The sequence below is a fragment of the Pseudonocardia sp. D17 genome, assembly GCF_036984265.1.
GTDB classification, from domain to species: Bacteria; Actinomycetota; Actinomycetes; order Mycobacteriales; family Pseudonocardiaceae; genus Pseudonocardia; species Pseudonocardia benzenivorans.
The window spans coordinates 253,342-274,657 of sequence record NZ_BPRG01000217.1 but is presented as its reverse complement, the minus strand read 5'-3'; the positions used below and the strand labels follow the sequence as shown (position 1 = coordinate 274,657).

Sequence of the window (21,316 nt, the reverse complement as noted above, 5' to 3'; positions counted from 1 at the left end):
ACGGAGTCCGGCCGGCAGCGCCGGGCCGGGTTCAATGGAGCCGATGGAGCCCGTGACGCGCGACGCCGAGCCCGCCGCCGCGGTCCCCGCTCCCGGGGCCGCCGGCCGGCGACGGCTGCCGGCCGGGCGCGTCGTCCCTGCCGCGGTGGCCGGCCTGCTGGCACTGCTGGCCCTCGGTCTGTCGACGGGCCTGCTGCTCGGGAGCCCGGTCGGCGCGGGCGACAACGGCGACGGCGCCCGCCTGTGGTGCGGCGCAGGGCTGGTCCCCAGGACGCCGGACGGTTCGTCGAGCTGGAAGGGCGGTGTCGTCCTCGACTTCACCACCGGCGCTCCCGCCTGCGACGACCCGCTGCCGTCGTCGGCCCTCGACGTGCTGCGCGCCGTCACCCCGGCGGGTCCGGGCACCTGGTCGTTGACCACGCTCGGCTGGACCTACCTCGGCGTCGCCGTCGTCGCGGCGGCCGTCGCCGGATGGGCGGCGTCGGCGCGCGGGCCATGGCGGGCCACCCTGCTGGCCGCGCCCCTGCTGCCGGCGGCCGAGCCGGCGTTCGGGCGGTTCCTGATCTCGACGTTCAGCGAGCCCGCCGGTCTCGTCGGCGTGTTCGTCCTGCTCGTCGGGGTGGTGACGGTGGCCGTCACGCGGCGCGACGACCGCGCCGAGCGAACCGTCGGGCTCGTCCTCGTCGCGGTCGGCGGCGTGCTGGCGGCGACCGCCAAGACCGGCTACGTACCCGTCCTCGCGGCCGCGGTGCTGGTCTGCCTGGTGACCCCGGTCGGGCCGCGCGGGCGGCGCGGGCGGGTGCCGGGCACCGTCATGGCCGTCGCGCTCGTCGCCGTCGCCGTCGGCCCGATCGTCGACACCGCGGACTGGCAGGCGCGGCACTACGCGACCGTCAACACCGTCGACGTCGTCTTCACCACGGTGCTGCCCGAGGTCGGGCACACCGCACTCGGCCCGCTCGGGCTCCCCGCCGACGCCGCGCAGCGTTCCGGCCAGGCCTACTTCCCCCGCGCCGACGAGAGCCTGCCCGGCACCGCCGCCATCGCCGCCGACCCCGACGGGGTCCGCGACGCCGCCTGGACCGAGCTGGCGTCGAGTCCCGGGGCACTGCTGCGGTCGGTCGGGGTGGCCGTCCAGGCGACGCAGGGGCGGGCGATCGACTACCTGCCCTCGGCGCCCTGGACCCCCGCGACGCCTGCGCCCGCCCTCGGCGGCACCACCGGCCCCGTCGGCGCGGACACCGCGACGATGCGCGCCTGGCTCGACGACATGGCCGTGCCGTGGTGGCCGTCGGCGGTGCTGCTCGCGGGCGTCCTCGCGGGCGTCGCCGGGCTGGTCGGCCCGCTGCGCAGACGGTTCCCGGCGGCGACGACCGTCGGGCGGGTCGGCGGGCTGAGCGCGGCCACGTCGCTCGTGCTGGCCGTGACCGCGGTGCTCGGCGACGGGTATTTCGAGATCGCGAAGCACGTCTGGCTCGCGGCCTACCTCGTCGACACCACGGCGGCACTCCTCGTGGCGACGGCCGTCGCGGTGACGCTCGACCTGGTCCGCTCACACGGGGTTCAGCCGGGGCCTGCGGCTGCTTAGGGTGAGGCAATGGTGCACCGCCGCATGCCGAAACCCTCCGAGATCCTGCCGCTCCTCCGACCGGCGCCGATCCGGTGGGACGCGACGGAACGCCGCCTCGCGCGCGCCGCGAACATCGCCGACCTGCGGGAGATCGCCCGCCGCCGCACCCCGCGCGCCGTCTTCGACTACACCGACGGCGCCGCCGACGGTGAGCTGAGCCTGCGCCGCGCCCGGCAGGCCTTCTCGCGCGTCGAGTTCACCCCCAGCGTCCTGCGTGACGTCTCCGAGATCGAGACCGGCCGCACCATCCTCGGCAAGCGTTCGACGCTGCCGTTCGCGTTCGCGCCCACCGGCTTCACGCGCATGATGCACACCGAGGGCGAGAGCGCGGTCGCGGCCGTCGCGCAGGAGGTCGGCATCCCGTTCACGCTCTCGACGATGGGCACCACGACGATCGAGCAGATCGTCGACATCGCGCCGGACGTGCGCCGCTGGTTCCAGCTCTACCTGTGGCGCGACCGCGCCTACGCCAAGGACCTCGTGCAACGGGCCGCCGACGCCGGCTACGACACGCTCATGCTGACCGTCGACACGCCCGTCGGCGGGGCCCGGCTGCGCGACGTGCGCAACGGCCTCACGATCCCGCCCGCGCTGAGCCTGCGGACCTTCCTCGACGGCGCGCGGCACCCGCACTGGTGGTTCGACATGTTCACCACCGAACCGCTGGCCTTCAGCAACCTCGAGGGCACCGACGGCACGATCGCCGAGATGATCAACCGCGTGTTCGACCCGGCCCTGACCATGGCCGACGTCGAGTGGCTGCGCGGCGCGTGGCCCGGGACGCTCGTCGTCAAGGGGATCCAGAGCGTCGCCGACGCCCGCCGCGTCGTCGACGCCGGCGCCGACGCCGTCCTGCTCTCCAACCACGGCGGCCGCCAGCTCGACCGCGCCCCCGTCCCGCTGGAGCTCATCGAGCCGACGGTGGCCGAGCTGCGCGGCGAGGCCGAGGTCCTCGTCGACACCGGGATCACCCACGGCGCCGACATCGTCGCGGCGATCGCGTTGGGCGCCAACGCCGCACTCGTCGGCCGCGCCTACCTGTACGGGCTCATGGCGGGCGGGAAGCGGGGTGTGGAGAAGGTCGTGCAGATCCTGCGCGGCGAGATCGAGCGCACGCTGGCGCTGATGGGCGTCACGCGCGTCGACGACCTCCGTCCGGAGCACGTCCGCATTCGCCCGTACGGGTGAGCCCCGGGTGGCGCCCGCAGCCCGACAGGACCACAGTGGCCGCCATGGGATTCATGGACAAGGCCAAGGAGATGCTCGGTCAGCACGACGACAAGGTCGACCAGGGTCTCGACAAGGCCGGCGACCTGGCCAAGGAGCGCTTCGCAGGACACGACGACCAGATCGACGGCGCCGTAGGGAAGGCGAAGGAGGCGACCGGCGAGGGTGACACCACGGCGGCACCCGCCGAACCCCCGGCCGACCAGCCGCCGCCCGCCTGACGCCCGTACGACTCACTCGAGGTGGAGGTCCAGCAGGACCTCCACCTCGAACACTGTCGTCGCGGCATCGACGTGGCCGACGACGATCGCGCCCGCCTCGCGCGCGCCGCGCAGGTTGGCCGGCTCGTCGTCGACGACGACGCAACGTTCCACCGGCACCCCCACGGCCCGGGCCGCCGCCCGGAAGGCCGCGGGGTCGGGCTTGCGTGGGCCGTCGTCGCCGGTCACCACCACGTCGAACAGCGCCGCGACCTCGGCCGGGACGGCGCGGGCATCGGTGAGCAGTGCCGTCGGCACGCCCGCCCGGCGCGCCCGTTCCGGGAGCGTGGCGACGGGCGGGCCGTCGGTCATGACGCCGCCGTAGTCCATCACCAGCGCCGCCGCGGCAGGTGCCGTCATCGGCCTCGCGCCGTCGCCGACGGCGTGCGTCCGCGCTCGCTCACGGGCGTGTGGCCTCCTCGCCTGCGGGGGTGTGTCCTTCCTCGCCCGTGGGGGTGTCGTCCGCCTCGGCTCGGGCGAGCAACTCGGTGAGGTAGCCGCGGATCTCGTCGCCCGCGACCGGCAGCCAGGCCCGCGACCGCCCGGCGAGATCGGCCGTCGCCGCCCCGAGCACGTCGCGACCACGTGGGCCGAGCGTGATCCCGACCGTCCGACGGTCGTCGACCGCCCGGTGCCGGCGGACCAGATCCTGATCGTCGAGAGCGTCGAGGACCGGCGTCAGCGTCGCGGGAGCGACGCCCACCGCGGCAGCGAGATCGCGGTGCGACGTGCTGTCCGCGCCCGCAAGCGCCTCCAGGACCGCCAGCCCCGTCGTCGTCAGGCCGTGCGCCGCGACCACCTCGCGCCGACGCCGCTCCAGCGCGCGCCCCGCCCGCACGAGCAGCACGTCGAGACCTGATTCGATCGGCGCCACGAACGGACCGTACCCGCGCGACCGTCCGGTGGCGGACGGTTCGTCGCCTCACGATGCGGATGCGTACGGGTGCTAACGCCCGCGCTCCCGCGCGCGGCGAACCGACCCTGCCCACATGAGCGCCGACTCCGACCGCACGACACCCGACGCAGCGCCCGTCCGGCGGGTCCGGCTGCGCGTGCTGCACCACGAGCCGGACGCCGAGCCGATCCCGCTACCACCACCCGCCCCGAGGGGCTGGGTGCTGGTCGGGTCGGCGGTCCCCGTTCCGGAGAGCACCGTTCCGACGTGGCCTCCCCCGGCGGTCCGCGCCGCACCGCCCCGCCCTGCTCCCGACCGGGAGACACCCGCCGCGGCGCCGGCCGGCGACCCCGGGATGCGCGCCGCCGTCGCCCACGCGCTGCGGTTGTTCGTCGAGGTCATCGGCGGGCGGCTCCCGGCGAGCCGGCTCGGCCGCGTCGCGACGCCGTCCGTCGTGCGCTACGCGGCGGCCACCGTCGCGCGCCCCGATCTCCGACGTGCCGTCCCGGTCCGGTCGCATCCCACTGCGTCACGGGCGGGTTCGCGGGAGCGCCCGGCGGGAGCGCCCACGCGATCCGCTGTTGTTGCGCCGCAACGGGTCGGCGACCGCATCTGCTCAGTCAGGTTCGACCAGCCTGCTCCGGGAGTCGTCGAGGTCGCCGCCGTCTGCCGCTTCGGCGACCGGTTCCGCGCGCTCGCCGCTCGCTTCGAGCAGGACCGTTGTCGGCGCACCGGGATCGAGGACGACGCGGACGAGGAGCTCGCGGCCGAACCGCACCGCACCGAGCCGACACACCTCACCCCGCAGGTCGGCGCCGGGCAGGACACCCGCGGCACCGACGGGGCCGCGGGCTCCCGATGGCGCTGCGTCGCGGTGCGCCTCGGCTGACCGCGCGAGCGCCACATGTGCGCCGGTTCCGGGGTGGGGTCGCAACGCGTCGACGACAACCCGGCGAAGGTTGCCTGCCCGGTCCGCCGGGTGCACGCCCCAGTGGCGCCCGCACCGGACTGCCACGCGGCGACAGCGCGCCCGGACAGCGGGCGTGCTCTCGACGCAACCCCGGAGCACCGGCACGCGGCGGCGCCGGGTTCCCGTCGACACCGCACCCCACGGCGAGCCCCGGCTACGGCCTCGTGCTCAGCTCACCGGCCCCGGCGGCGGGCCTTCTCGGCCTCGCGCTGCGCGGCGCGGCGCTCCGAGCGGTTGCCCTGTCCCTGGCCGGCGGGCTGCCGGTTGGGCCGGCGTCCGCCGCCTCCGCGCACGGCCTCGCCGCCGTCCTCGTCGGGACCGCTGTAGCGCAGGTTCTCCTGCTGTCGCGGGCCGCCGAAGATGGCGGGCAGGACCGTGGTCGCGTCCTCGTCGGGCTGCGCCCGACCCGCCGGCACCCGGCTCGGCTGCCCGTTCCCGTTGCGCCCGTTGCCGTTCGTGACCGGCGGCGTCACCGGCACCTCGGTGGTGACGGCCGCGTCGGCGGCGACGGGCTGCGGCTCCGGCTCGGCGACCTGCACCTGAACCTGGAACAGGTGGCCGACCGTCTCCTCCTTGATGCCCTCGAGCATGCGGGAGAACATGTCGAAGCCCTCGCGCTGGTACTCGATCAGCGGGTCGCGCTGCGCCATCGCGCGCAGGCCGATGCCCTCCTTGAGGTAGTCCATCTCGTAGAGGTGCTCGCGCCACTTGCGGTCCATGACCTGCAGCAGAATCTGGCGCTCGAGCTCGCGCATGCCGCCCTGCTCGCCGATCAGCGCGTCGATCTCGGCCTCGCGACGGTCGTACGCCGCCGCCGCGTCGGGCAGCAGCACCTCGAGCAGGGACTCCTTGGTGAGGTCGTCGAGGTCGCCCTCGTCGGCCAGGCTCCTCCAGTCGACCGAGACCGGGTAGATCGTGCGCAGGGCGGTCCAGAGCCGCTCGAAGTTCCAGTCCTCGGCGTAGCCCTCCGCGGTCTCGCCCTCGACATAGGCCGTCACGACGTCGTCGAGCATGTTGCGGATCTCGTCGCGGACGTCCTCACCGTTGAGCACCCGGCGCCGCTCGTCGTAGATGACGGTGCGCTGCTGGTTGAGCACCTCGTCGTACTTCAGGACGTTCTTGCGGATCTCGAAGTTCTGCTGCTCGACCTGGGTCTGCGCGGAGCGGATGGCCTTGGTGACCATGCCCGCCTCGATCGGCACGTCGTCCGGGAGGTTGAGCCGGTTCATGATCGTCTCGACGAGCTGGCCGTTGAAGCGCCGCATGAGCTCGTCGCCGAGCGAGAGGTAGAACCTCGACTCGCCCGGGTCGCCCTGGCGGCCGGAACGACCACGGAGCTGGTTGTCGATGCGCCGCGACTCGTGCCGCTCGGTACCCAGGACGTAGAGGCCCCCGGCCTCGCGGACCTCCTCGGCCTCGGCCACGACCTGCGCCTCGGCCTCGGCGAGCGCGGTGTCCCACGCGGCCTCGTACTCCTCGGGCGTGGACACCGGGTCGAGCCCGCGGGCGCGGAGCTCGAGATCGGCGATGAACTCGGGGTTGCCGCCCAGCATGATGTCGGTACCGCGACCGGCCATGTTCGTCGCGACCGTGACCGCACCGGGGACACCCGCCTGCGCCACGATCGTGGCCTCGCGCTCGTGGTGCTTCGCGTTGAGCACCTCGTGCGGGACCTGGAGCTGCAGCAGTAGCTTCGACAGGTACTCCGACTTCTCGACGCTGGTCGTACCCACCAGCACCGGCTGACGCTTGGCGTACTTCTCGGCGATGTCCTCGGCGACCGCCGCGAACTTCGCCTCCTCGGTCTTGAAGATGACGTCGCCGAGGTCCTGCCGGATCATCGGCCGGTTCGTCGGGATCGTGACGACGCCCAGCTTGTAGATCTGGTGCAGCTCCGCCGCCTCGGTCTGGGCGGTACCGGTCATGCCGGAGAGCTTCTCGTAGAGCCGGAAGTAGTTCTGCAGGGTGATGGTGGCCAGCGTCTGGTTCTCGGCCTGGACCTCGACGCCCTCCTTGGCCTCCAGGGCCTGGTGCATGCCCTCGTTGTACCGCCGACCGGCGAGCACACGACCGGTGAACTCGTCGACGATCATGACCGCACCGTCGCGGACGATGTAGTCCTTGTCCTTCTTGAACAGCTCCTTGGCCTTGATGGCGTTGTTCAGGTAGCCGACCAGCGGCGTGTTCGCGGCCTCGTAGAGGTTGTCGATGCCCAGCTGGTCCTCGACCAGCTCGACGCCTTCCTCGGTGACGCCGATCGTGCGCTTGCGCTCGTCGACCTCGTAGTGGACGTCGCGCTTGAGCATCGGCGCCATCCGCGCGAACTCCTGGTACCAGCGGGCGCTCTGCTCGGCCGGGCCGGAGATGATCAGCGGGGTGCGCGCCTCGTCGATGAGGATCGAGTCCGCCTCGTCGACGATCGCGAAGTTGTGCCCGCGCTGGACGAGGTCGTCCTTCTTCCACGCCATGTTGTCGCGCAGGTAGTCGAAGCCGAACTCGTTGTTCGTGCCGTAGGTGACGTCGGCGGCGTACTGCTCGCGGCGCTCGGCGGGCGTCATCTCCGAGAGGATGACCCCGACGGTCAGCCCCAGGAAGCGGTGGATGCGGCCCATCTTCTCGGCGTCGCGCTTGGCGAGGTAGTCGTTGACCGTGACGACGTGGACGCCCTGCCCGGAGATCGCGTTGAGGTAGGAGGGCAGCACACAGGTCAGGGTCTTGCCCTCGCCGGTGCGCATCTCGGCGACGTTGCCCAGGTGCAACGCCGTCCCACCCATGACCTGCACCGGGTAGGGCCGCTGACCCAGCGTGCGGCTGGCCGCCTCGCGGACGACGGCGAACGCCTCGGGCAGCAGGTCGTCGAGCTCCTCGCCGGCCTCGTAGCGCTCCTTGAACTCGTCGGTCTTCGCCCGCAGCTCGGCGTCGGTCAGTGCCTGGATGTCGGCCTCGAACTCGTCGACGTGGTCGGCGATCCGGGCCAGCCGCTTCACCAGCTTCGTCTCGCCGGCGCGGAGCAGACGGTTCAGGAACGACACTGGTCGACCTCATTCACGATCGCGGCACGGGCACTCTGACACGGGGCTGACTGCGGGCCCACGGCACTACGGACGCCGCACCCGGAGGTCCGGCGCCGTCCATGGTAGAGGCACCCGCGGGGTCTCGGCCCCGCAGCGCCGACGGGGGCGATCCGGCTCGCGCGGGCGCGCGGCCGGACCACCCCCGTCGGTGGCCGCAGGTGGCGTCAGCCGCCCAGCCGGATCAGTCCGTAGTCGTAGCCGCGACGCCGGTAGACCACGCTCGGCTCGCCGCTCTCGGCGTCGGAGAACAGGTAGAAGTCGTGGCCCACGAGCTCCATCCGGGCCAGCGCGTCGTCGACGCTCATCGGTTGCGACGTGTGCACCTTGCGCCGCACGATCCGGCCCGGACACGGGTCCGGGTCGCCCGGGCGGTCACCACCGTGCTCTGCCGCGATGGTCTCGGCGTCGATCTCGGCGAAGCCGTCACCGTCGTTGTCGTCGAGATGCTCGTCGTGCGCACGCGGGGTGGGGATGAGCGCCTCGTCGACGCCCGGGACATCGGGGAGTTCGTCGGCACCGGCTGGCACGCGGCCGGCCATCGCGCGCACCCGGCGGTTGCCGAGCCGGCGGCGGTCGTGCGAGCGGCGCAGCCGCCCCTCGAGCTTGGAGATGGCCAGGTCGAGTGCGGCGTAGAAGTCCTTCGCGGTGGCTTCCGCTCGGGCGACGGAGCCGCATCCGCCTCGCCCGGTGATCTCGACGCGTTGACAGGTCTTGAGTTGGCGACGGTTCGGCTCGTGGAAGAGCTCGACGTGCATGCCCATCAGTTTGTGGTCGTAGCGCTCGAGGCGACCGACCTTGTCGGTGACATGGACCCGGAAGTGGTCCGGCACCTCGACGTTACGGCCGGTGACGACAATCTCCACTAGGACATCCCTCGCTTTCGACGTCGATTCGACGAGTCAGCAGCTGGTGTCGGAGGCTCGTCCCCCGACGACCGGATGGTGTGCCGGTTACCTCCCGAAGCGGGACGGGGACTGTTGGGTGAGCACCGTAGCCCGGATCACGATTCGGCAACAGGGGGCGGCGAACACTGTCGCTGACGCGTGTGGTATCGACGAATGACATTCCCTTCGGCCACCCACGTCGGTAACGTCACGTGGTCGGGCGATCACGATCGGATGTCGCACGACGGAGCCCCGGGAGCGACGTCGAGCCGGGCCGATCTCCCTCCCGTTCATGGCTCTCCGCTGGTCATCGCCCCTGTACGGCTGCGGCGACCGCCGGCCGGCCGGCGCTCGCGTCGCACAGCACGAGAGCGGCCACCGGCGTCACCGCCGCGCTCTCGAGCACCCGTCGGCAGACCCGGAGCGTCGCTCCGGTGGTGACCACGTCATCGACCAGCAGCACGCGTGCGCCAGGTGGCGGCAGCCCGGCCCGGCGGGCGCGGACCCGGCCCGTCAGGTTCGTGGTGCGCTCCCCCGCGTCGAGGCCGACCGAGTCGAGCGCCCCGCCCGAGAGCGCCAGCGCGGGCGCGACGGCCACGTGCCCACCCGACACCGCGAGCAGTTCCGCGAGCCGGTGGCACAGCACCAGGACGTGGTCGCCGCCGCGGGCGCGGGCGGCGGCCGGTCGTGACGGCACCGGGACGATCCAGCGCACCGGCCCGCGGTGCCCGCCGGCCCACGCCGGACCCGGCCACGTCGCCGGCGGCATCGCCGCGGCGAGCGTGGTCGCGAGCAGCCCGGCGAGCGCCGCCGCCAGATCGCGCCGGCCTCGCTCCTTGTAGGCGATCAGCGCCCGGCGCAGCGGGCCGCCGTAGCGACCTGCGGCGAGCACGGGGGGTCCGCCGCGACCCCGGGTCCAGTGCGGCGGCCCGGCCCGCGCCGCGCACGTCGCGCACCACGACGGGCCCGGCAGGTCGCAGCCGCCGCAGCCACCGGGGAGCAGCAGGTCGAGCAGGGCAGGGAGCAGCTCGGTCGTTCGCATGACACGGATCATGGCCGGGCCGACCCACGGCGCGCCCCCGCTCCGGGCCCCGGACACCGAGTTGTCCACAAGCGTGCGCTCACCAGCGCTGCCTGTGGACAACTCCTGCAGCCGGCACGGGCCCGGGATAGAACTGTTCCCGACCCCGTAGGACACCGCGACGGAGGGAGGGACGAGAGGGTCAGCCCGGATAGAACGGAACCGCGTCGGGCATCCCGCCCGCGACGAGCCGCCAGGTGTCGAGGTCACCACCGGAGAAGCTCCACACCCCGCCCTGGTCGGCCACGAGCAGCGGCAGGTTGGGCGAGGCCGCGACGGCCCGCAGCGGCGGGGTCAGGTTCGAGCCCGACACGGTGTCCAGTGCCAGTCCGTCCACCGACACCAGCGACACTGCCCGGTCGCTTCGCGCGCTCGCGACGACCAACGTGTCGGTCGAGCGCCAGTCCACCGCCACCACGTCACCGAGATCCCCGGGGCGCAGCACCCGGGCACCGCGCAGCGTCACCGACCCGTCGGCCGCCCGGGCGACCGACGCCGTCACCAGACGACTGCCCACGACCGCCGCGACGCGCACCCCGTCGCGCGACATCCGAAGGGAGGTGATCGGACCACCGAGTGCAGTGAGTGCCGAGGCGTCGACCGTGCCGCGCCGCGGAGGTGCACCTGCCTCGGTGATCACGCGGGCGACGGTGGAGCCGTCGACGACGGTCCAGACCTCGGTACCGCCCGGCGTCCAGGTCGGCCGGGTCAGCGTCGAGCCGGTGACGTCGGTGACCTCGAGCGGCTTGTCGCCCTCCCCCACGATGAGTCGGTTGCGGCCGCCCTCACGGGAGACGACGGCCTGATGGGAGCCGTCGGGGGTGAGCGCGGCCGCCGCGACGTCGAACGCACCGTTTCCCGTCTGCCCCGGGATCGGCGTCCCGGAGTCGTCGCCACCGAGCTTGCGGACGCGGCCGCCGCTCACGACCAGCGGTTGCTGCTGCGGGGCGGCGGCGTCAGCGGCGTCCGCGGCAAGGGCGGCGACGTCGCTGCGGGTGAGGTCGGGCGTGGCGGGCAGGAGCGGCACGCCGTCGACGAGCAACCGGACCCGGCCGACGTTGATCTCCGACAGCGTCAGCACGACCTGTGCGGCCAGCTGGCGACGGCTCGCGTCGTCGAGGTCACCGAGCCGGGTGAGGTCGACGACGAGCCCGCCGTCCGCGGCGGTGGCGACGTTCGCGTGCAGCCCGGTCGTCGGGAGCAGCCGGCTGGTGACCGAGCCCGCCAGCGCAGGCGACGGCCCGCCCAGCAGCATGTCCACGGCTTGAGCCGCCTGTGCCTTCGCCGGCACCGCGGGCAGGTAGCGCAGGTCGGGCACTACACGCCCGCGAGCGGGGTCGACGAAGTACACCCTGATCGTGCGGTAGTTCGACCGCAGGTCCGAGAGCCGGACGAAGACGCCTTCGGGAAGGGAGGCGATGCGCCACTGGCCATCGCGACGCACGACGGTCACGTCGGCCTCGACGGGAGCCTCGTCGGGCTCGAACGCACCGGTCGAGGACAGCATCCCGATGCGGGTGCCGCGGATGCGGACGGTCGTCGAGTCGGTGCCGGTCGCGACGGGGACGGTGCCGAATTGCTCGTCGAGGACGGTCACGGAGGCGGCGTCGTCCCAGCCGGCCGCCTCTGGCGCGAGGAACCGGCGGGCGGCGCCGTGCCGGTCGGCGCTGCTGCCCGAGGCGTAGACGAAACCGCGGACGAGGTCGAGCGGGTTGGTGCCGTCGGCGGGCCCGGGCGGGGCCGGCGGTGCCGCACCGTCGCTGACCTTGCGCAGCACCTGCACCGACGAGTCGCCGGGAACGGTCGCGCAACCCGCCGCGAGGAGCCCCAGCACGACCAGGAGTGCAGCCAGCACAGCCCGACGGCGCCGGGACACGGACGGCCGGCCGTCCCCGGGACAGCGGCGGGCCGACACGGGACGACGAGCCGGCACGGGACGACGGGCCGACGAGGAACGCCCGAGGGTCGACAGGGAACGGAGGTGCGCTGATGAGGAACGGCCGCGGATCGACGAGGAACGCCGGCGCGCCGACGCGGATGGCCCACCAGCCGAGCGGTCCGCGGGGGCGGCCGGTCGACCGCGCGCGCCGCGTGCAGGCTCGGTCGATGCGCCGACGGGCGGCGCCGCGGGCTGTGCAGCGGCCGTCGGCCCCGGCTCCTGGTGGACCGGCCGTTCCTCCCGGGCGGTCATCGCCGACCACCAGGCCGGCTCACCGGTGGCGCCCCCTGCACGGTGGCCGGGTCGTCGGACTCGTCGTCGCCGTCGAGGAGCCCGCGTGGGATGCCGAGGGGCGGCGTCGGGACGGAGTTGGTCTCGGCCGGGCGGGTGCCGTCCGGCCCGAGCGGGAGGGGGCTCGTCGTGATCTTGCCGTTGACGGTGCGGGGCAGCGTCAGCCGGAAGGTCGAGCCCTCACCGGGGCGACCCCACGCCTGCAGCCAGCCGCCGTGCAACCGGGCGTCCTCCAGGCTGATCGAGAGGCCGAGCCCGCTCCCGCCGCTGCGCCGGGCACGGGACTCCTCGGCACGCCAGAACCGGTTGAACACCAGCCCGGCCTCGCCGGGCCGGAGCCCGACACCGTGGTCCCGCACGGCGACGGCCACGGCGTCGTCGTCGCCGGCCAGGGTGACCTCGACCGGGCGGCCCTCGCCGTGGTCGATCGCGTTCGCCACCAGGTTCCGGATGATCCGCTCGACGCGCCGGGAGTCGACCTCGGCGACGACGTCGATCGGCAGGTCGAGGACGAGGGGCGTGCCGCTCTCCTCGGCGAGGCCCCGGACCGCCTCGACCGCGCGGGAGACGACGCCGTGCATGTCGAGCCGTTCGGCGCCGAGCTCGGCGACACCCGCGTCGAGCCGGCTGATCTCCAGGAGGTCGGCGAGCAGGGCCTCGAACCGGTCGAGCTCGGTGACGAGCAGTTCCGAGCTGCGGCGCAGCGCGGGCAGCAGTTCCTCGCGAGAGGCGTACAGGACGTCGGCGGCCATCCGGACCGTCGTGAGAGGAGTGCGGAGCTCGTGGGACACGTCGGAGGTGAAGCGGCGTTGCAGCGCGCCGAACTCCTCGAGCTGGCGGATCTGGGTCTGGATGCTCGAGGCCATCTCGTTGTACGACTCGCCGAGCCGAGCCATCTCGTCGTCGCCGCGGACCGGCATGCGCTCGTCGAGGTGCCCGTCGGCGAACCGCTCGGCCACCTCCGCGGCCTGCCGCACGGGCCGGACGACCTGCCGCGTCACCAGGCTCGTGATCGCCGCGAGGAGGATGATCAGCACCAGCCCCGAGACGATCAGCGTCGACTGGACGAGGCCGAGCGTCCGCTGCTCGGCGTCGAGCGGGAACAGCAGGTAGAACTGCAGGTCGCGGCCTGCGGTGGTGACGGGCTGGCCGATGATCAGCGTCGGGGTGTCGCCGACGGTGACGTACTTGCGGGCCAGCCCTCCCGCGGCGACGGCGGCGGCCATGTCGGGCGGGATGTCGCCGACCGTGCCCGCCGAGACGGGCCTGCCGGAGCCGCCGGGGGTGTCGCCGGTGGTGAGGACCGCGCGGAACTCGCCCGCGGTCGGCGATCCGGGCTGGTCGGCGATGCTGGAGTTGGTGAGCTGCTCGAGCGCGTTGGTCAGCGTCGCCTGGGCGCCCTCCCGGTCGGGGTCGACGCCGGAGAGGTCGCGTTCGAGCACTGCCCTGGCCGACTCGGTCTGGGTGACCGCGGCGTCGAACTTGCCCTGCACGAGGCGGTCGGCGATCTGGGTCTGCAGCACCAGGCCCAGCACGAGGACCACTGCCGTCGAGAGCGCGAGCGTCGACACGGCGACGCGCAGCTGCAACGACCTGCGCCAGGCGGCCGCGAAAGCGTTGCGGACCTCGGTGACGCCGAGGACGGTGTGGTGCCCGACCGTGGCGAGCCGCCGGGCGACACCGGTGCGGGCCAGCCGTCGACCGACCCGCCCGAGGAGCCGGCCGACACCGCGGCCGGCGCTGATCATCCCCAACCGCCCGACGGCACGCACCGCCCGTACGGCGCGCACCCGCCCGCCGGCGCCGGGCCACCCGGCGTCCGGGCACCCGGCCGCGCACAACCGGGCCGCGCACACCCGGGCGCGGACCCGCGCAGCCCGCACCCGGCCAGCGCGGACCCGGGCAGCGCGGACCCGGGCAGCGCGGACCCGGGCAGCGCGGACCCGGGCAGCGCGGACCCGCGGAGCACATTCCCAGGCCGCGCATACCCGCAGATCGCGCGCCCACGGAGCACGTTCCCGCGGAGCACGTTCCCGCGCGGCGCGTTCCTGCGGTGCGCGTACCCCCGCCGCGCGTTCCCGGAGGGCGCGGCGCCGGTCACGGCGGGCCGGCCTTGTACCCGACCCCGCGGACGGTCAGCACGACCTCGGGGTGCTCGGGGTCGCGCTCCACCTTCGAGCGCAGCCGCTGCACGTGCACGTTGACCAGCCGGGTGTCGGCGGCGTGCCGGTAGCCCCACACCTGCTCGAGGAGCACCTCGCGGGTGAACACCTGCCGCGGTTTGCGCGCGAGCGCGACCAGGAGGTCGAACTCCAGCGGGGTCAGCGCGATCGGCACGCCCCCGCGGGTGACCTGGTGGGCGGGGACGTCGATGTCGACGTCGCCGATCGAGAGCTGCTCGGCGGGCTCGTTCTCCACCCGCCGCACCCGGGCGCGGATACGCGCGACCAGCTCCTTGGGCTTGAACGGCTTCACGACGTAGTCGTCGGCGCCCGACTCCAGGCCGAGGACGATGTCGACGGTGTCGCTCTTCGCCGTCAGCATCACGATCGGGACACCGGACTCCGAGCGGATCGCCCGACACACGTCGATCCCGTTCATGCCGGGCAGCATGAGGTCGAGCAGGACGACGTCGGGCCGCAGCTCCCGGACGGCGGGCAGGGCCTTGGTCCCGTCGCCGACGACGGCGGTGTCGAAGCCCTCCCCGCGCAGAACGATGGTCAGCATCTCGGCCAGTGCCGGGTCGTCGTCGACCACCAGAACGCGCGACTTCATGTGCGCAGCATCCCACCACCGTGCGACACGAGCGGCCGGGGGCCTCGGCTCACACCCGCTCGACGCGGGTGGCGAGAGCGGCGGCGTCGACGGGCGCGGCGCCGTCGACGACCTCCCACTCCGACAGCCACGACGCGGCGGCGAGCTGCGCGTAGACGGCCGCGGTCCGCGCCTGCAGGGCGTCGTCGGACTCGTAGGCGTCGCGGTCGCGGCCGGCCTCGGTGCGCGCGCGGCCGGCCGCCCGCGCCGCGGCGACCGACTGCGGCACCTGCAGCAGCAGCTGCAGGTCGGGCACGGGCAGCCCGAACCGCTCGATCTCCAGCTCGCGCACCCACGCGACGACCTCGCCGGACGCGTCCTGGTGCAGGCGTGCGGCGTTGTAGGCCGCGTTGGACGCGACGTACCGGTCGACGATCAGCACGTCGTGCGCGGCGAGCAGGTCGGCGAGCACGGGCACGGCCGCCCGCCGGTCGAGTGCGAAGAGCACGGCCATCCCGTGCACCGAGTCGGACAGGTCGCCGAGCCGGCCGTAGAGGGCATCGCGGGCGAGCTCGGCGTGCACGTCGTCGTCGTAGCGCGGGAACGCGAGCCGGGCGGTCGAAGCCCCGGCCGCGTCCAGGGCGGCGCACAGCCCGTCGGTCAACGTCCGTTTGCCGGCCCCGTCGAGCCCCTCGATCACGACCAGCCGTCCCACGGACGCGGAACCTATCCGGCGAGCCCCACGCCGCGGACCGCGGGCCAGCTCGCGGCGAACCCGGGGTGCAGGGGTACGTCGCCGAGACCTGCGACGGGCGTCCAGGCGAACTCGACGCTCTCCGCCCCGCGCACGGCGACGGGGGGCATCACGGGCAGCCAGAGCGCGACGGTGGTGTAGGTCCAGCCGCCGTGGTCGTCGACGAACTCGCCGGCGGCGTCGATGCCCACGACCTCGAGGTCGGACTCCTCGGAGACCTCCCGGCGGGCCGCGTCCTCGGCGGACTCGCCGAGGTCGCGGGCGCCGCCGGGGATGCCCCACGTACCGCCGTGGTGGCTCCACGACGCACGGTGCTGCAGCAGCACCCACTCGGCCCCGGCGGGGTCGCGATGGCGCGCGAGCAGGCCGGCCGCACCGTGGATCCCCCAGTGCTTGTGGCCCTGGGCGCAGTACGTCCAGCCGTCGCCCGACGTGCGGGGCGCGACCCCGGCGGTCACCGTGCGCGGCCCGTCAGTAGCGGTAGTGCTCGGGCTTGAACGGGCCCTCGACGTCGACGCCGATGTACTCGGCCTGGTCCTTGCTGAGCTTGGTCAGCTCACCACCCAGCGCCTGCACGTGGATGCGCGCGACCTTCTCGTCGAGGATCTTGGGCAGCCGGTACACGTCCTTCTCGTACTCCTCGTGCTTGGTGAACAGCTCGATCTGGGCGATCGTCTGGTTCGCGAACGAGTTGGACATGACGAACGACGGGTGCCCGGTCGCGTTGCCGAGGTTCATCAGCCGGCCCTCGGACAGCACGATCATCGTGCGGCCGTCGGGGAAGATCCACTCGTCGACCTGCGGCTTGATGTTGATCTTCTTGATGCCCGGGATGCGCGCGAGGCCGGCCATGTCGATCTCGTTGTCGAAGTGCCCGACGTTGCCCAGGATCGCCTGGTGCTTCATCTTCTTCATCAGGTCGACGGTGACGATGTCCTTGTTGCCCGTCGTGGTGATGACGATGTCGGCCTGGCCGATCACGTCCTCCAGGCGCGCGACCTGGTAGCCCTCGAGCAGCGCCTGCAGGGCGCAGATCGGGTCGACCTCGGAGACGATGACCCGGGCGCCCTGCCCGGCGAGCGCCTCGGCGGACCCCTTGCCGACGTCGCCGTAGCCGGCCACGACCGCCACCTTGCCGCCGATCAGCACGTCGGTGCCGCGGTTGAGGCCGTCGATCAGCGAGTGCCGGATGCCGTACTTGTTGTCGAACTTGCTCTTGGTGACCGAGTCGTTGACGTTGATCGCCGGGAAGAGCAGCAGCTCCTGCTCGGCGAGCTGGTAGAGCCGGTGCACGCCGGTGGTGGTCTCCTCGGTGACACCACGGATGTCCGACGCGACGCGCGTCCAGTACTGCCCGTCGGCGGCCAGGCTGCGGCGCAGCGTGTCGAGGATGATCCGGTACTCGTCGGAGACCGTCAGGTCCTCGTCGTCGACGGTCGGGACCACGCCGGTCTTCTCGAACTCCACGCCCTTGTGCACGAGCAGCGTGGCGTCACCGCCGTCGTCGAGGATCATGTTCGGGCCCACGACGGCGCCGTTCTCGTCGCGGAACGCGAACAGCTGCTCGGTGCACCACCAGTACTCCTCCAGCGTCTCGCCCTTCCAGGCGAACACCGGGACACCGGCAGGCGCCTCGGGGGTGCCCGTCGGGCCGACGACCGTCGCGGCCGCGGCGTGGTCCTGGGTGGAGAAGATGTTGCAGCTGACCCAGCGGACGTCGGCGCCCAGCGCGGTCAGGGTCTCGATCAGCACCGCGGTCTGCACGGTCATGTGCAGCGAGCCCGCGATGCGGGCGCCGTGCAGCGGGCGGGCCTCGGCGTACTCGCGACGCAACGCCATCAGCCCGGGCATCTCGTGCTCGGCGAGCCGGATCTCCTTGCGCCCGAAGTCGGCAAGCCCCAGATCGGCGACGGCGAACTCCAGACCGTTGCGCTCCTGGCGCCGGGCTCCGGGGTCGGTCGTCGTCGTGTCGGTCACGCTCATCGGGTGGTCAGTCCTCCTCGTGTGCCGCGCGCGCTCTCGGCACGCGGCGGTGTTCCGTCATGATGCTTCGGGAGCGACGCCGGCGATCAGTGACGCCGCGACGGAGGGGGACGACATGCAGGCGGCCTCCTCCGACGAGTGAGGCGCCCTTCGTTCAGCAATGGCCCGGTGGTCGAGCGTGGCGGACATCCGTCCGTCGCAGCGCCCCTCGACCCCGACTCAGCGATCGCACCTTCCAGCTTCGTCGCCCGGTGCGGCCGGTGTCAACTCGCGTCCCGGAAGGCGGACCAGGACGTCCGGACAGCCGCCTCCGGTTGTGACCGCAGTCACGAAACCGCAGGTCCGCACGGTGGGCGCGCGTCGGCACCGGGGGGCGGCCGACCCCGGTCCCGGGCCGTGCCGACGCGGTACCGGAGAGGTCGCCGCTCACGGCAGGGGTCAGCCGAGCACGTGGTCCTGCAGCAGCGCCTCGGCGACGTCGGCCCGGCCGTCGGCCGCGAGCAGTCCCGCGGGCGCGAGCACGATGTCGTTGTCGACGACGACCCGCGCGCCGTCGAGCACCGGCGCGAGCACGGCGTCGGCCCGCAGTGTGGCGACGACCGCGCGCAGCCCACCGTGGTCGCGCTGGCGGAACACCCCGCCCGAGAGCACGACGAGACCGGGCGGCCGCGCCGCGTCGGGCGGGGCCGCGGCCAGGTGCCTGCGCACCGCGACCGACGCCGCGAGCGCCGCGATGCGCCGGTCCTCGGCCGCCCCACCGGCGTCGCGCGGGACCCAGCCCGGCTCGGCGGCCATCCGTTCGACGGCCGGCCCCAGCAGGTCGGCCTCGACCGGGTCGACGAGCCCCTCGGCCTGGCCCTCGGTCAGGACTCCCGTCGCGGCGCTGCGCATGCCCAGGTCGCCCTCGACGGTCCGGCTCGCCTCGCCGTCGGGGTCGGCGAGGTGGACCGACGTCGTCGCGGACCCGACGTCGACGAGCAGCACCCGGCCTCCGGTGACCCGCGCCAGCTCGGCGACGCCGCGCGCCACCGCGTCGGGCGTCGCGAGCCGCACCAGCCGCCGGAACCGCGGCGCCGCCGACGGTCCCTGCACCCCGACGACGTGGCCCGCGAACATCTCGGCCACGACCTGCCGCGCCGGCTCGGCCACCACGGTCCCGACCTTGGGGACGACGTTGTCGCACACGACGACCGTGCGGCCTGTCGAGCGCAGCAGGGCGAGCGCGTCGTCGCGGGCGGCGACGTTGCCCGCCAGGACGATCGGGTACCGCACGCGGGCCCTGGCGAGCCGTCCGGCGTTGTGCAGCAGTACCGCGGGGTCGTCGCCGTCGGCGCCGCCGATCAGCAGCAGGGCCCCCGGCCGGTGCCCGCGCACGACGCGGACGTCCTCCGCGCTGAGCGCGCCCGCGTGCACGTGCACGACGCGCGCCCCGGCCGAGCGGGCCACCCGGTGCCCCGCCTCGGTCGCGGCCAGTGCGTCGGTCCCGATGACGACGAGGCGCAGCCCCCCACCCGCCGACGACGAGGCCAGCACCGTCGGCTCCCCGTGGGCGCGGGCCGCGGCGGTCACCGCCCCCACCGCCGCGTCGACCCCGGCGAGGACGTCGGCGGTCGTCGTCGGGTGTTCGGCGAAGCCCTGGATCGTCCCGTCCGACCGCACGAGGACGGCCTTCGTCCAGGCCGAGCCCACGTCGAGGCACACGGTGGCGCCCGCGAGGCGGTCCGTGGTCATGGCGGACGAGCCTACTGGTGATCCCGCTCCCGGTCGGCCGACGACGCGGTCCCGACCGGGCGTCACGCGGCGCATGTCCGATCCGTCGGAGCCCGGTAACGTGCGTCACGATGGTGGCGTCGAGGCCACCGGATGCGTCGCCAGGAGGTTCCATGCGCGGGCTCATGCAGGATCGGCCGCTCACCCTGCCCCACGTGTTCCACCGCGCCGAGCAGCTGTTCGGCCACAAGACGCTCGTCACCGCGACGGCCAACGGCCGCACCCGCACGACGATCGCGGACTGGGCCGGGCGGGTCCGCCGGCTGGCCACCGCGCTCGACGACCTCGGGCTCACCGCGGACGGGCGCGTCGGCACGTTCTGCTGGAACACCGACCGCCATCTCGAGCTCTACATGGCCGCCCCGTGCACCGGCCGGGTGCTGCACACGCTCAACATCCGGCTGTTCCCCGAGCAGCTGGTGTACATCGTCGAGCACGCCGAGGACGAGATCGTCTTCGTCGACCGGTCGCTGCTGCCGCTGCTCGTCCCGCTGATCGACAAGATGCCGACCGTGCGGCGCTACATCGTGATCGACGACGGTGCCGACGTGCCGGTCCCCGACGACGACCGGTTCGGCGACTACGAGGAGCTGCTCGCGGCGTCGGAGCCGTTCAGCGGGCGTTTCCGGGTCGACGACGAGAACTCCGCCGCGGCCATGTGCTACACGTCCGGCACCACCGGCAACCCGAAGGGCGTCGTGTACTCGCACCGTTCGTCGGTGCTGCACTCGTACTTCACGATGGCCGCCGACGGGCCGGCGCTGTCCGAGCGCGACACGATCCTGCCGGTCGTGCCGATGTTCCACGCCAACGCCTGGGGCCTGCCCTACGGCGCGCTGATGGCGGGCTCGAACCTCGTGTTCCCCGGCCCCAACATGACGCCGGACGCCATCCTCGACCTGCTCTCGTCGGAGAAGGTGACGGTGACCGGCGGCGTCCCGACCATCTGGATGGGCGCACTCCCGAAGCTGGCCGAGCACGACCTGTCGTCGCTGCGGACGATCCTCTGCGGTGGGTCGGCCGTGCCGCGGTCGCTGTCGGAGGCCTACCGCAAGGCCATCGGCGTCCCGATGCTGCAGGCCTGGGGCATGACCGAGACGAGCCCGATCGCGACGATGGGCGTGCTCCACAGCGAGCACGACGCGCTCGACGACGACGCGAAGGCCGACATCCGCGCCCGCCAGGGGGTGCCGGTCCCGCTGGTGGAGCTGCGGATCGTCGACCCGGAGTCGGGCGAGGAGCAGCCGTGGGACGACCGGGCGACCGGCGAGGTCCAGGCCGCCGGGCCGTGGATCGCCTCGGAGTACTACCGCGGCGAGGGTGGCGGCGCGCAGTTCACCGAGGACGGGTGGCTGCGCACGGGCGACGTCGCGACCGTCGACCCCTCCGGCTACGTGCGGCTCGTCGACCGGACGAAGGACCTGGTGAAGTCGGGTGGTGAGTGGATCTCCTCGGTCGAGCTCGAGAACGAGATCATGGCCCACCCGGCCGTCGCCGAGGCCGCGGTCATCGGCATCCCCCACGAGAAGTGGGTGGAGCGGCCGCTGGCGTGCGTCGTCGTCAAGCCCGGCGAGTCGGTGACCCAGGAGGAGCTGCTCGAGTTCCTGACGCCGCGCGTCGCGAAGTGGTGGCTGCCCGACGCGGTGGAGTTCATCGACGAGGTGCCCAAGACGTCGGTGGGCAAGTTCTCGAAGAAGACGTTGCGCGACAAGTTCTCCGGCTACCGGATCGACGCCCCGGACGTCACCGGCGGCTGAGCCTCCGGCGCGCCTCGCGGTCTTCCACCGCCGGCCCGGCCGGACCG

At 73.6% G+C, this 21,316-nt stretch carries 17 protein-coding genes; 5 read left to right on the top strand and 12 right to left on the bottom strand.

The genetic code is table 11. The features are described from left to right. The first annotated feature begins 43 nt into the window (after positions 1-43). Genes wsfD through PSD17_RS30750 form a run of 3 tightly spaced genes read left to right on the top strand, consistent with a single transcriptional unit; the run spans position 44 to position 3,078 of the window. Positions 44-1,588 (top strand): glycan biosynthesis hexose transferase WsfD, encoded by a 1,545-nt coding sequence (gene wsfD, locus PSD17_RS30760; RefSeq protein ID WP_339125924.1) that lies wholly within the window; start codon positions 44-46, stop codon positions 1,586-1,588. A 9-nt stretch (positions 1,589-1,597) separates the two neighbouring features. Then, positions 1,598-2,818 carry an alpha-hydroxy acid oxidase gene (locus PSD17_RS30755; protein WP_013677218.1) on the top strand — a complete coding sequence of 407 codons (1,221 nt, stop codon included), beginning with the start codon at positions 1,598-1,600 and terminating at the stop codon, positions 2,816-2,818. Between the two features lie 44 nt (positions 2,819-2,862). Next, positions 2,863-3,078 carry an antitoxin gene (locus tag PSD17_RS30750; protein WP_041760013.1) on the top strand — a complete coding sequence of 72 codons (216 nt, stop codon included), beginning with the start codon at positions 2,863-2,865 and terminating at the stop codon, positions 3,076-3,078. A gap of 12 nt (positions 3,079-3,090) precedes the next feature. Here PSD17_RS30750 and PSD17_RS30745 read toward each other — a convergent pair whose 3' ends face one another. After that, positions 3,091-3,477 (bottom strand): HAD-IA family hydrolase, encoded by a 387-nt coding sequence (locus PSD17_RS30745; RefSeq protein WP_132975752.1) that lies wholly within the window; start codon positions 3,475-3,477, stop codon positions 3,091-3,093. Positions 3,478-3,517: 40 nt separating this feature from the next. Continuing rightward, positions 3,518-3,991: a MarR family winged helix-turn-helix transcriptional regulator gene (locus PSD17_RS30740; RefSeq protein WP_339125921.1), complete on the bottom strand. Its 474-nt coding sequence runs from the start codon at positions 3,989-3,991 to the stop codon at positions 3,518-3,520. 115 nt (positions 3,992-4,106) lie between these two features. Here PSD17_RS30740 and PSD17_RS30735 point away from each other — a divergent pair, with 115 nt between their 5' ends. Continuing rightward, positions 4,107-4,901 carry an Rv3235 family protein gene (locus PSD17_RS30735; RefSeq protein ID WP_339125919.1) on the top strand — a complete coding sequence of 265 codons (795 nt, stop codon included), beginning with the start codon at positions 4,107-4,109 and terminating at the stop codon, positions 4,899-4,901. 254 nt (positions 4,902-5,155) lie between these two features. Here PSD17_RS30735 and secA read toward each other — a convergent pair whose 3' ends face one another. The 10 genes from secA to PSD17_RS30685 all read right to left on the bottom strand — a co-directional run bounded on the left by secA (position 5,156) and on the right by PSD17_RS30685 (position 19,473). Next, on the bottom strand, positions 5,156-8,014 hold the full coding sequence (gene secA, locus PSD17_RS30730; protein ID WP_339125917.1) for a preprotein translocase subunit SecA: 2,859 nt from the start codon (positions 8,012-8,014) through the stop codon (positions 5,156-5,158). Between the two features lie 206 nt (positions 8,015-8,220). Continuing rightward, complete coding sequence (gene hpf / locus PSD17_RS30725) at positions 8,221-8,919, bottom strand: ribosome hibernation-promoting factor, HPF/YfiA family (RefSeq protein ID WP_339125915.1); 699 nt, start codon at positions 8,917-8,919, stop codon at positions 8,221-8,223. 328 nt (positions 8,920-9,247) lie between these two features. Then, entirely contained in the window at positions 9,248-9,982 is a 735-nt protein-coding gene (locus tag PSD17_RS30720) for a ComF family protein (RefSeq protein WP_063822005.1), read from the bottom strand. 181 nt (positions 9,983-10,163) lie between these two features. Further along, positions 10,164-11,876: an LpqB family beta-propeller domain-containing protein gene (locus PSD17_RS30715; RefSeq protein WP_339125911.1), complete on the bottom strand. Its 1,713-nt coding sequence runs from the start codon at positions 11,874-11,876 to the stop codon at positions 10,164-10,166. A 332-nt stretch (positions 11,877-12,208) separates the two neighbouring features. Further along, on the bottom strand, positions 12,209-13,999 hold the full coding sequence (mtrB, locus tag PSD17_RS30710; RefSeq protein ID WP_103380073.1) for an MtrAB system histidine kinase MtrB: 1,791 nt from the start codon (positions 13,997-13,999) through the stop codon (positions 12,209-12,211). A 349-nt stretch (positions 14,000-14,348) separates the two neighbouring features. Next, positions 14,349-15,026 carry an MtrAB system response regulator MtrA gene (mtrA, locus tag PSD17_RS30705; RefSeq protein WP_013677227.1) on the bottom strand — a complete coding sequence of 226 codons (678 nt, stop codon included), beginning with the start codon at positions 15,024-15,026 and terminating at the stop codon, positions 14,349-14,351. Between the two features lie 49 nt (positions 15,027-15,075). Then, a complete protein-coding gene (locus PSD17_RS30700) occupies positions 15,076-15,720 on the bottom strand; it encodes a dTMP kinase (protein WP_013677228.1) in 645 nt (214 codons plus the stop codon). Positions 15,721-15,731: 11 nt separating this feature from the next. Beyond that, positions 15,732-16,217, bottom strand: coding sequence for an NUDIX domain-containing protein (locus PSD17_RS30695; protein WP_013677229.1), 486 nt, complete (start codon positions 16,215-16,217; stop codon positions 15,732-15,734). Between the two features lie 13 nt (positions 16,218-16,230). Next, positions 16,231-17,742, bottom strand: coding sequence for an adenosylhomocysteinase (ahcY, locus tag PSD17_RS30690; protein ID WP_013677230.1), 1,512 nt, complete (start codon positions 17,740-17,742; stop codon positions 16,231-16,233). Between the two features lie 438 nt (positions 17,743-18,180). After that, positions 18,181-19,473 (bottom strand): glutamate mutase L, encoded by a 1,293-nt coding sequence (locus PSD17_RS30685; protein ID WP_013677231.1) that lies wholly within the window; start codon positions 19,471-19,473, stop codon positions 18,181-18,183. 152 nt (positions 19,474-19,625) lie between these two features. Here PSD17_RS30685 and PSD17_RS30680 point away from each other — a divergent pair, with 152 nt between their 5' ends. Beyond that, entirely contained in the window at positions 19,626-21,269 is a 1,644-nt protein-coding gene (locus tag PSD17_RS30680) for a long-chain fatty acid--CoA ligase (RefSeq protein ID WP_103380037.1), read from the top strand. The last annotated feature ends 47 nt before the right edge of the window (positions 21,270-21,316 follow it).

Excerpts from the sequence above, each read along its gene's own strand:
- wsfD (WP_339125924.1), top strand. The coding sequence starts at position 44 with ATGGAGCCCGTGACGCGCGACGCCGAGCCCGCCGCCGCGGTCCCCGCT.
- PSD17_RS30755 (WP_013677218.1), top strand. The coding sequence starts at position 1,598 with ATGGTGCACCGCCGCATGCCGAAACCCTCCGAGATCCTGCCGCTCCTC.
- PSD17_RS30750 (WP_041760013.1), top strand. The coding sequence starts at position 2,863 with ATGGGATTCATGGACAAGGCCAAGGAGATGCTCGGTCAGCACGACGAC.
- PSD17_RS30745 (WP_132975752.1), bottom strand. The coding sequence starts at position 3,477 with ATGACGGCACCTGCCGCGGCGGCGCTGGTGATGGACTACGGCGGCGTC.
- PSD17_RS30735 (WP_339125919.1), top strand. The coding sequence starts at position 4,107 with ATGAGCGCCGACTCCGACCGCACGACACCCGACGCAGCGCCCGTCCGG.
- PSD17_RS30720 (WP_063822005.1), bottom strand. The coding sequence starts at position 9,982 with ATGCGAACGACCGAGCTGCTCCCTGCCCTGCTCGACCTGCTGCTCCCC.
- mtrB (WP_103380073.1), bottom strand. The coding sequence starts at position 13,999 with ATGATCAGCGCCGGCCGCGGTGTCGGCCGGCTCCTCGGGCGGGTCGGT.
- mtrA (WP_013677227.1), bottom strand. The coding sequence starts at position 15,026 with ATGAAGTCGCGCGTTCTGGTGGTCGACGACGACCCGGCACTGGCCGAG.
- ahcY (WP_013677230.1), bottom strand. The coding sequence starts at position 17,742 with ATGAGCGTGACCGACACGACGACGACCGACCCCGGAGCCCGGCGCCAG.
- PSD17_RS30685 (WP_013677231.1), bottom strand. The coding sequence starts at position 19,473 with ATGACCACGGACCGCCTCGCGGGCGCCACCGTGTGCCTCGACGTGGGC.
- PSD17_RS30680 (WP_103380037.1), top strand. The coding sequence starts at position 19,626 with ATGCGCGGGCTCATGCAGGATCGGCCGCTCACCCTGCCCCACGTGTTC.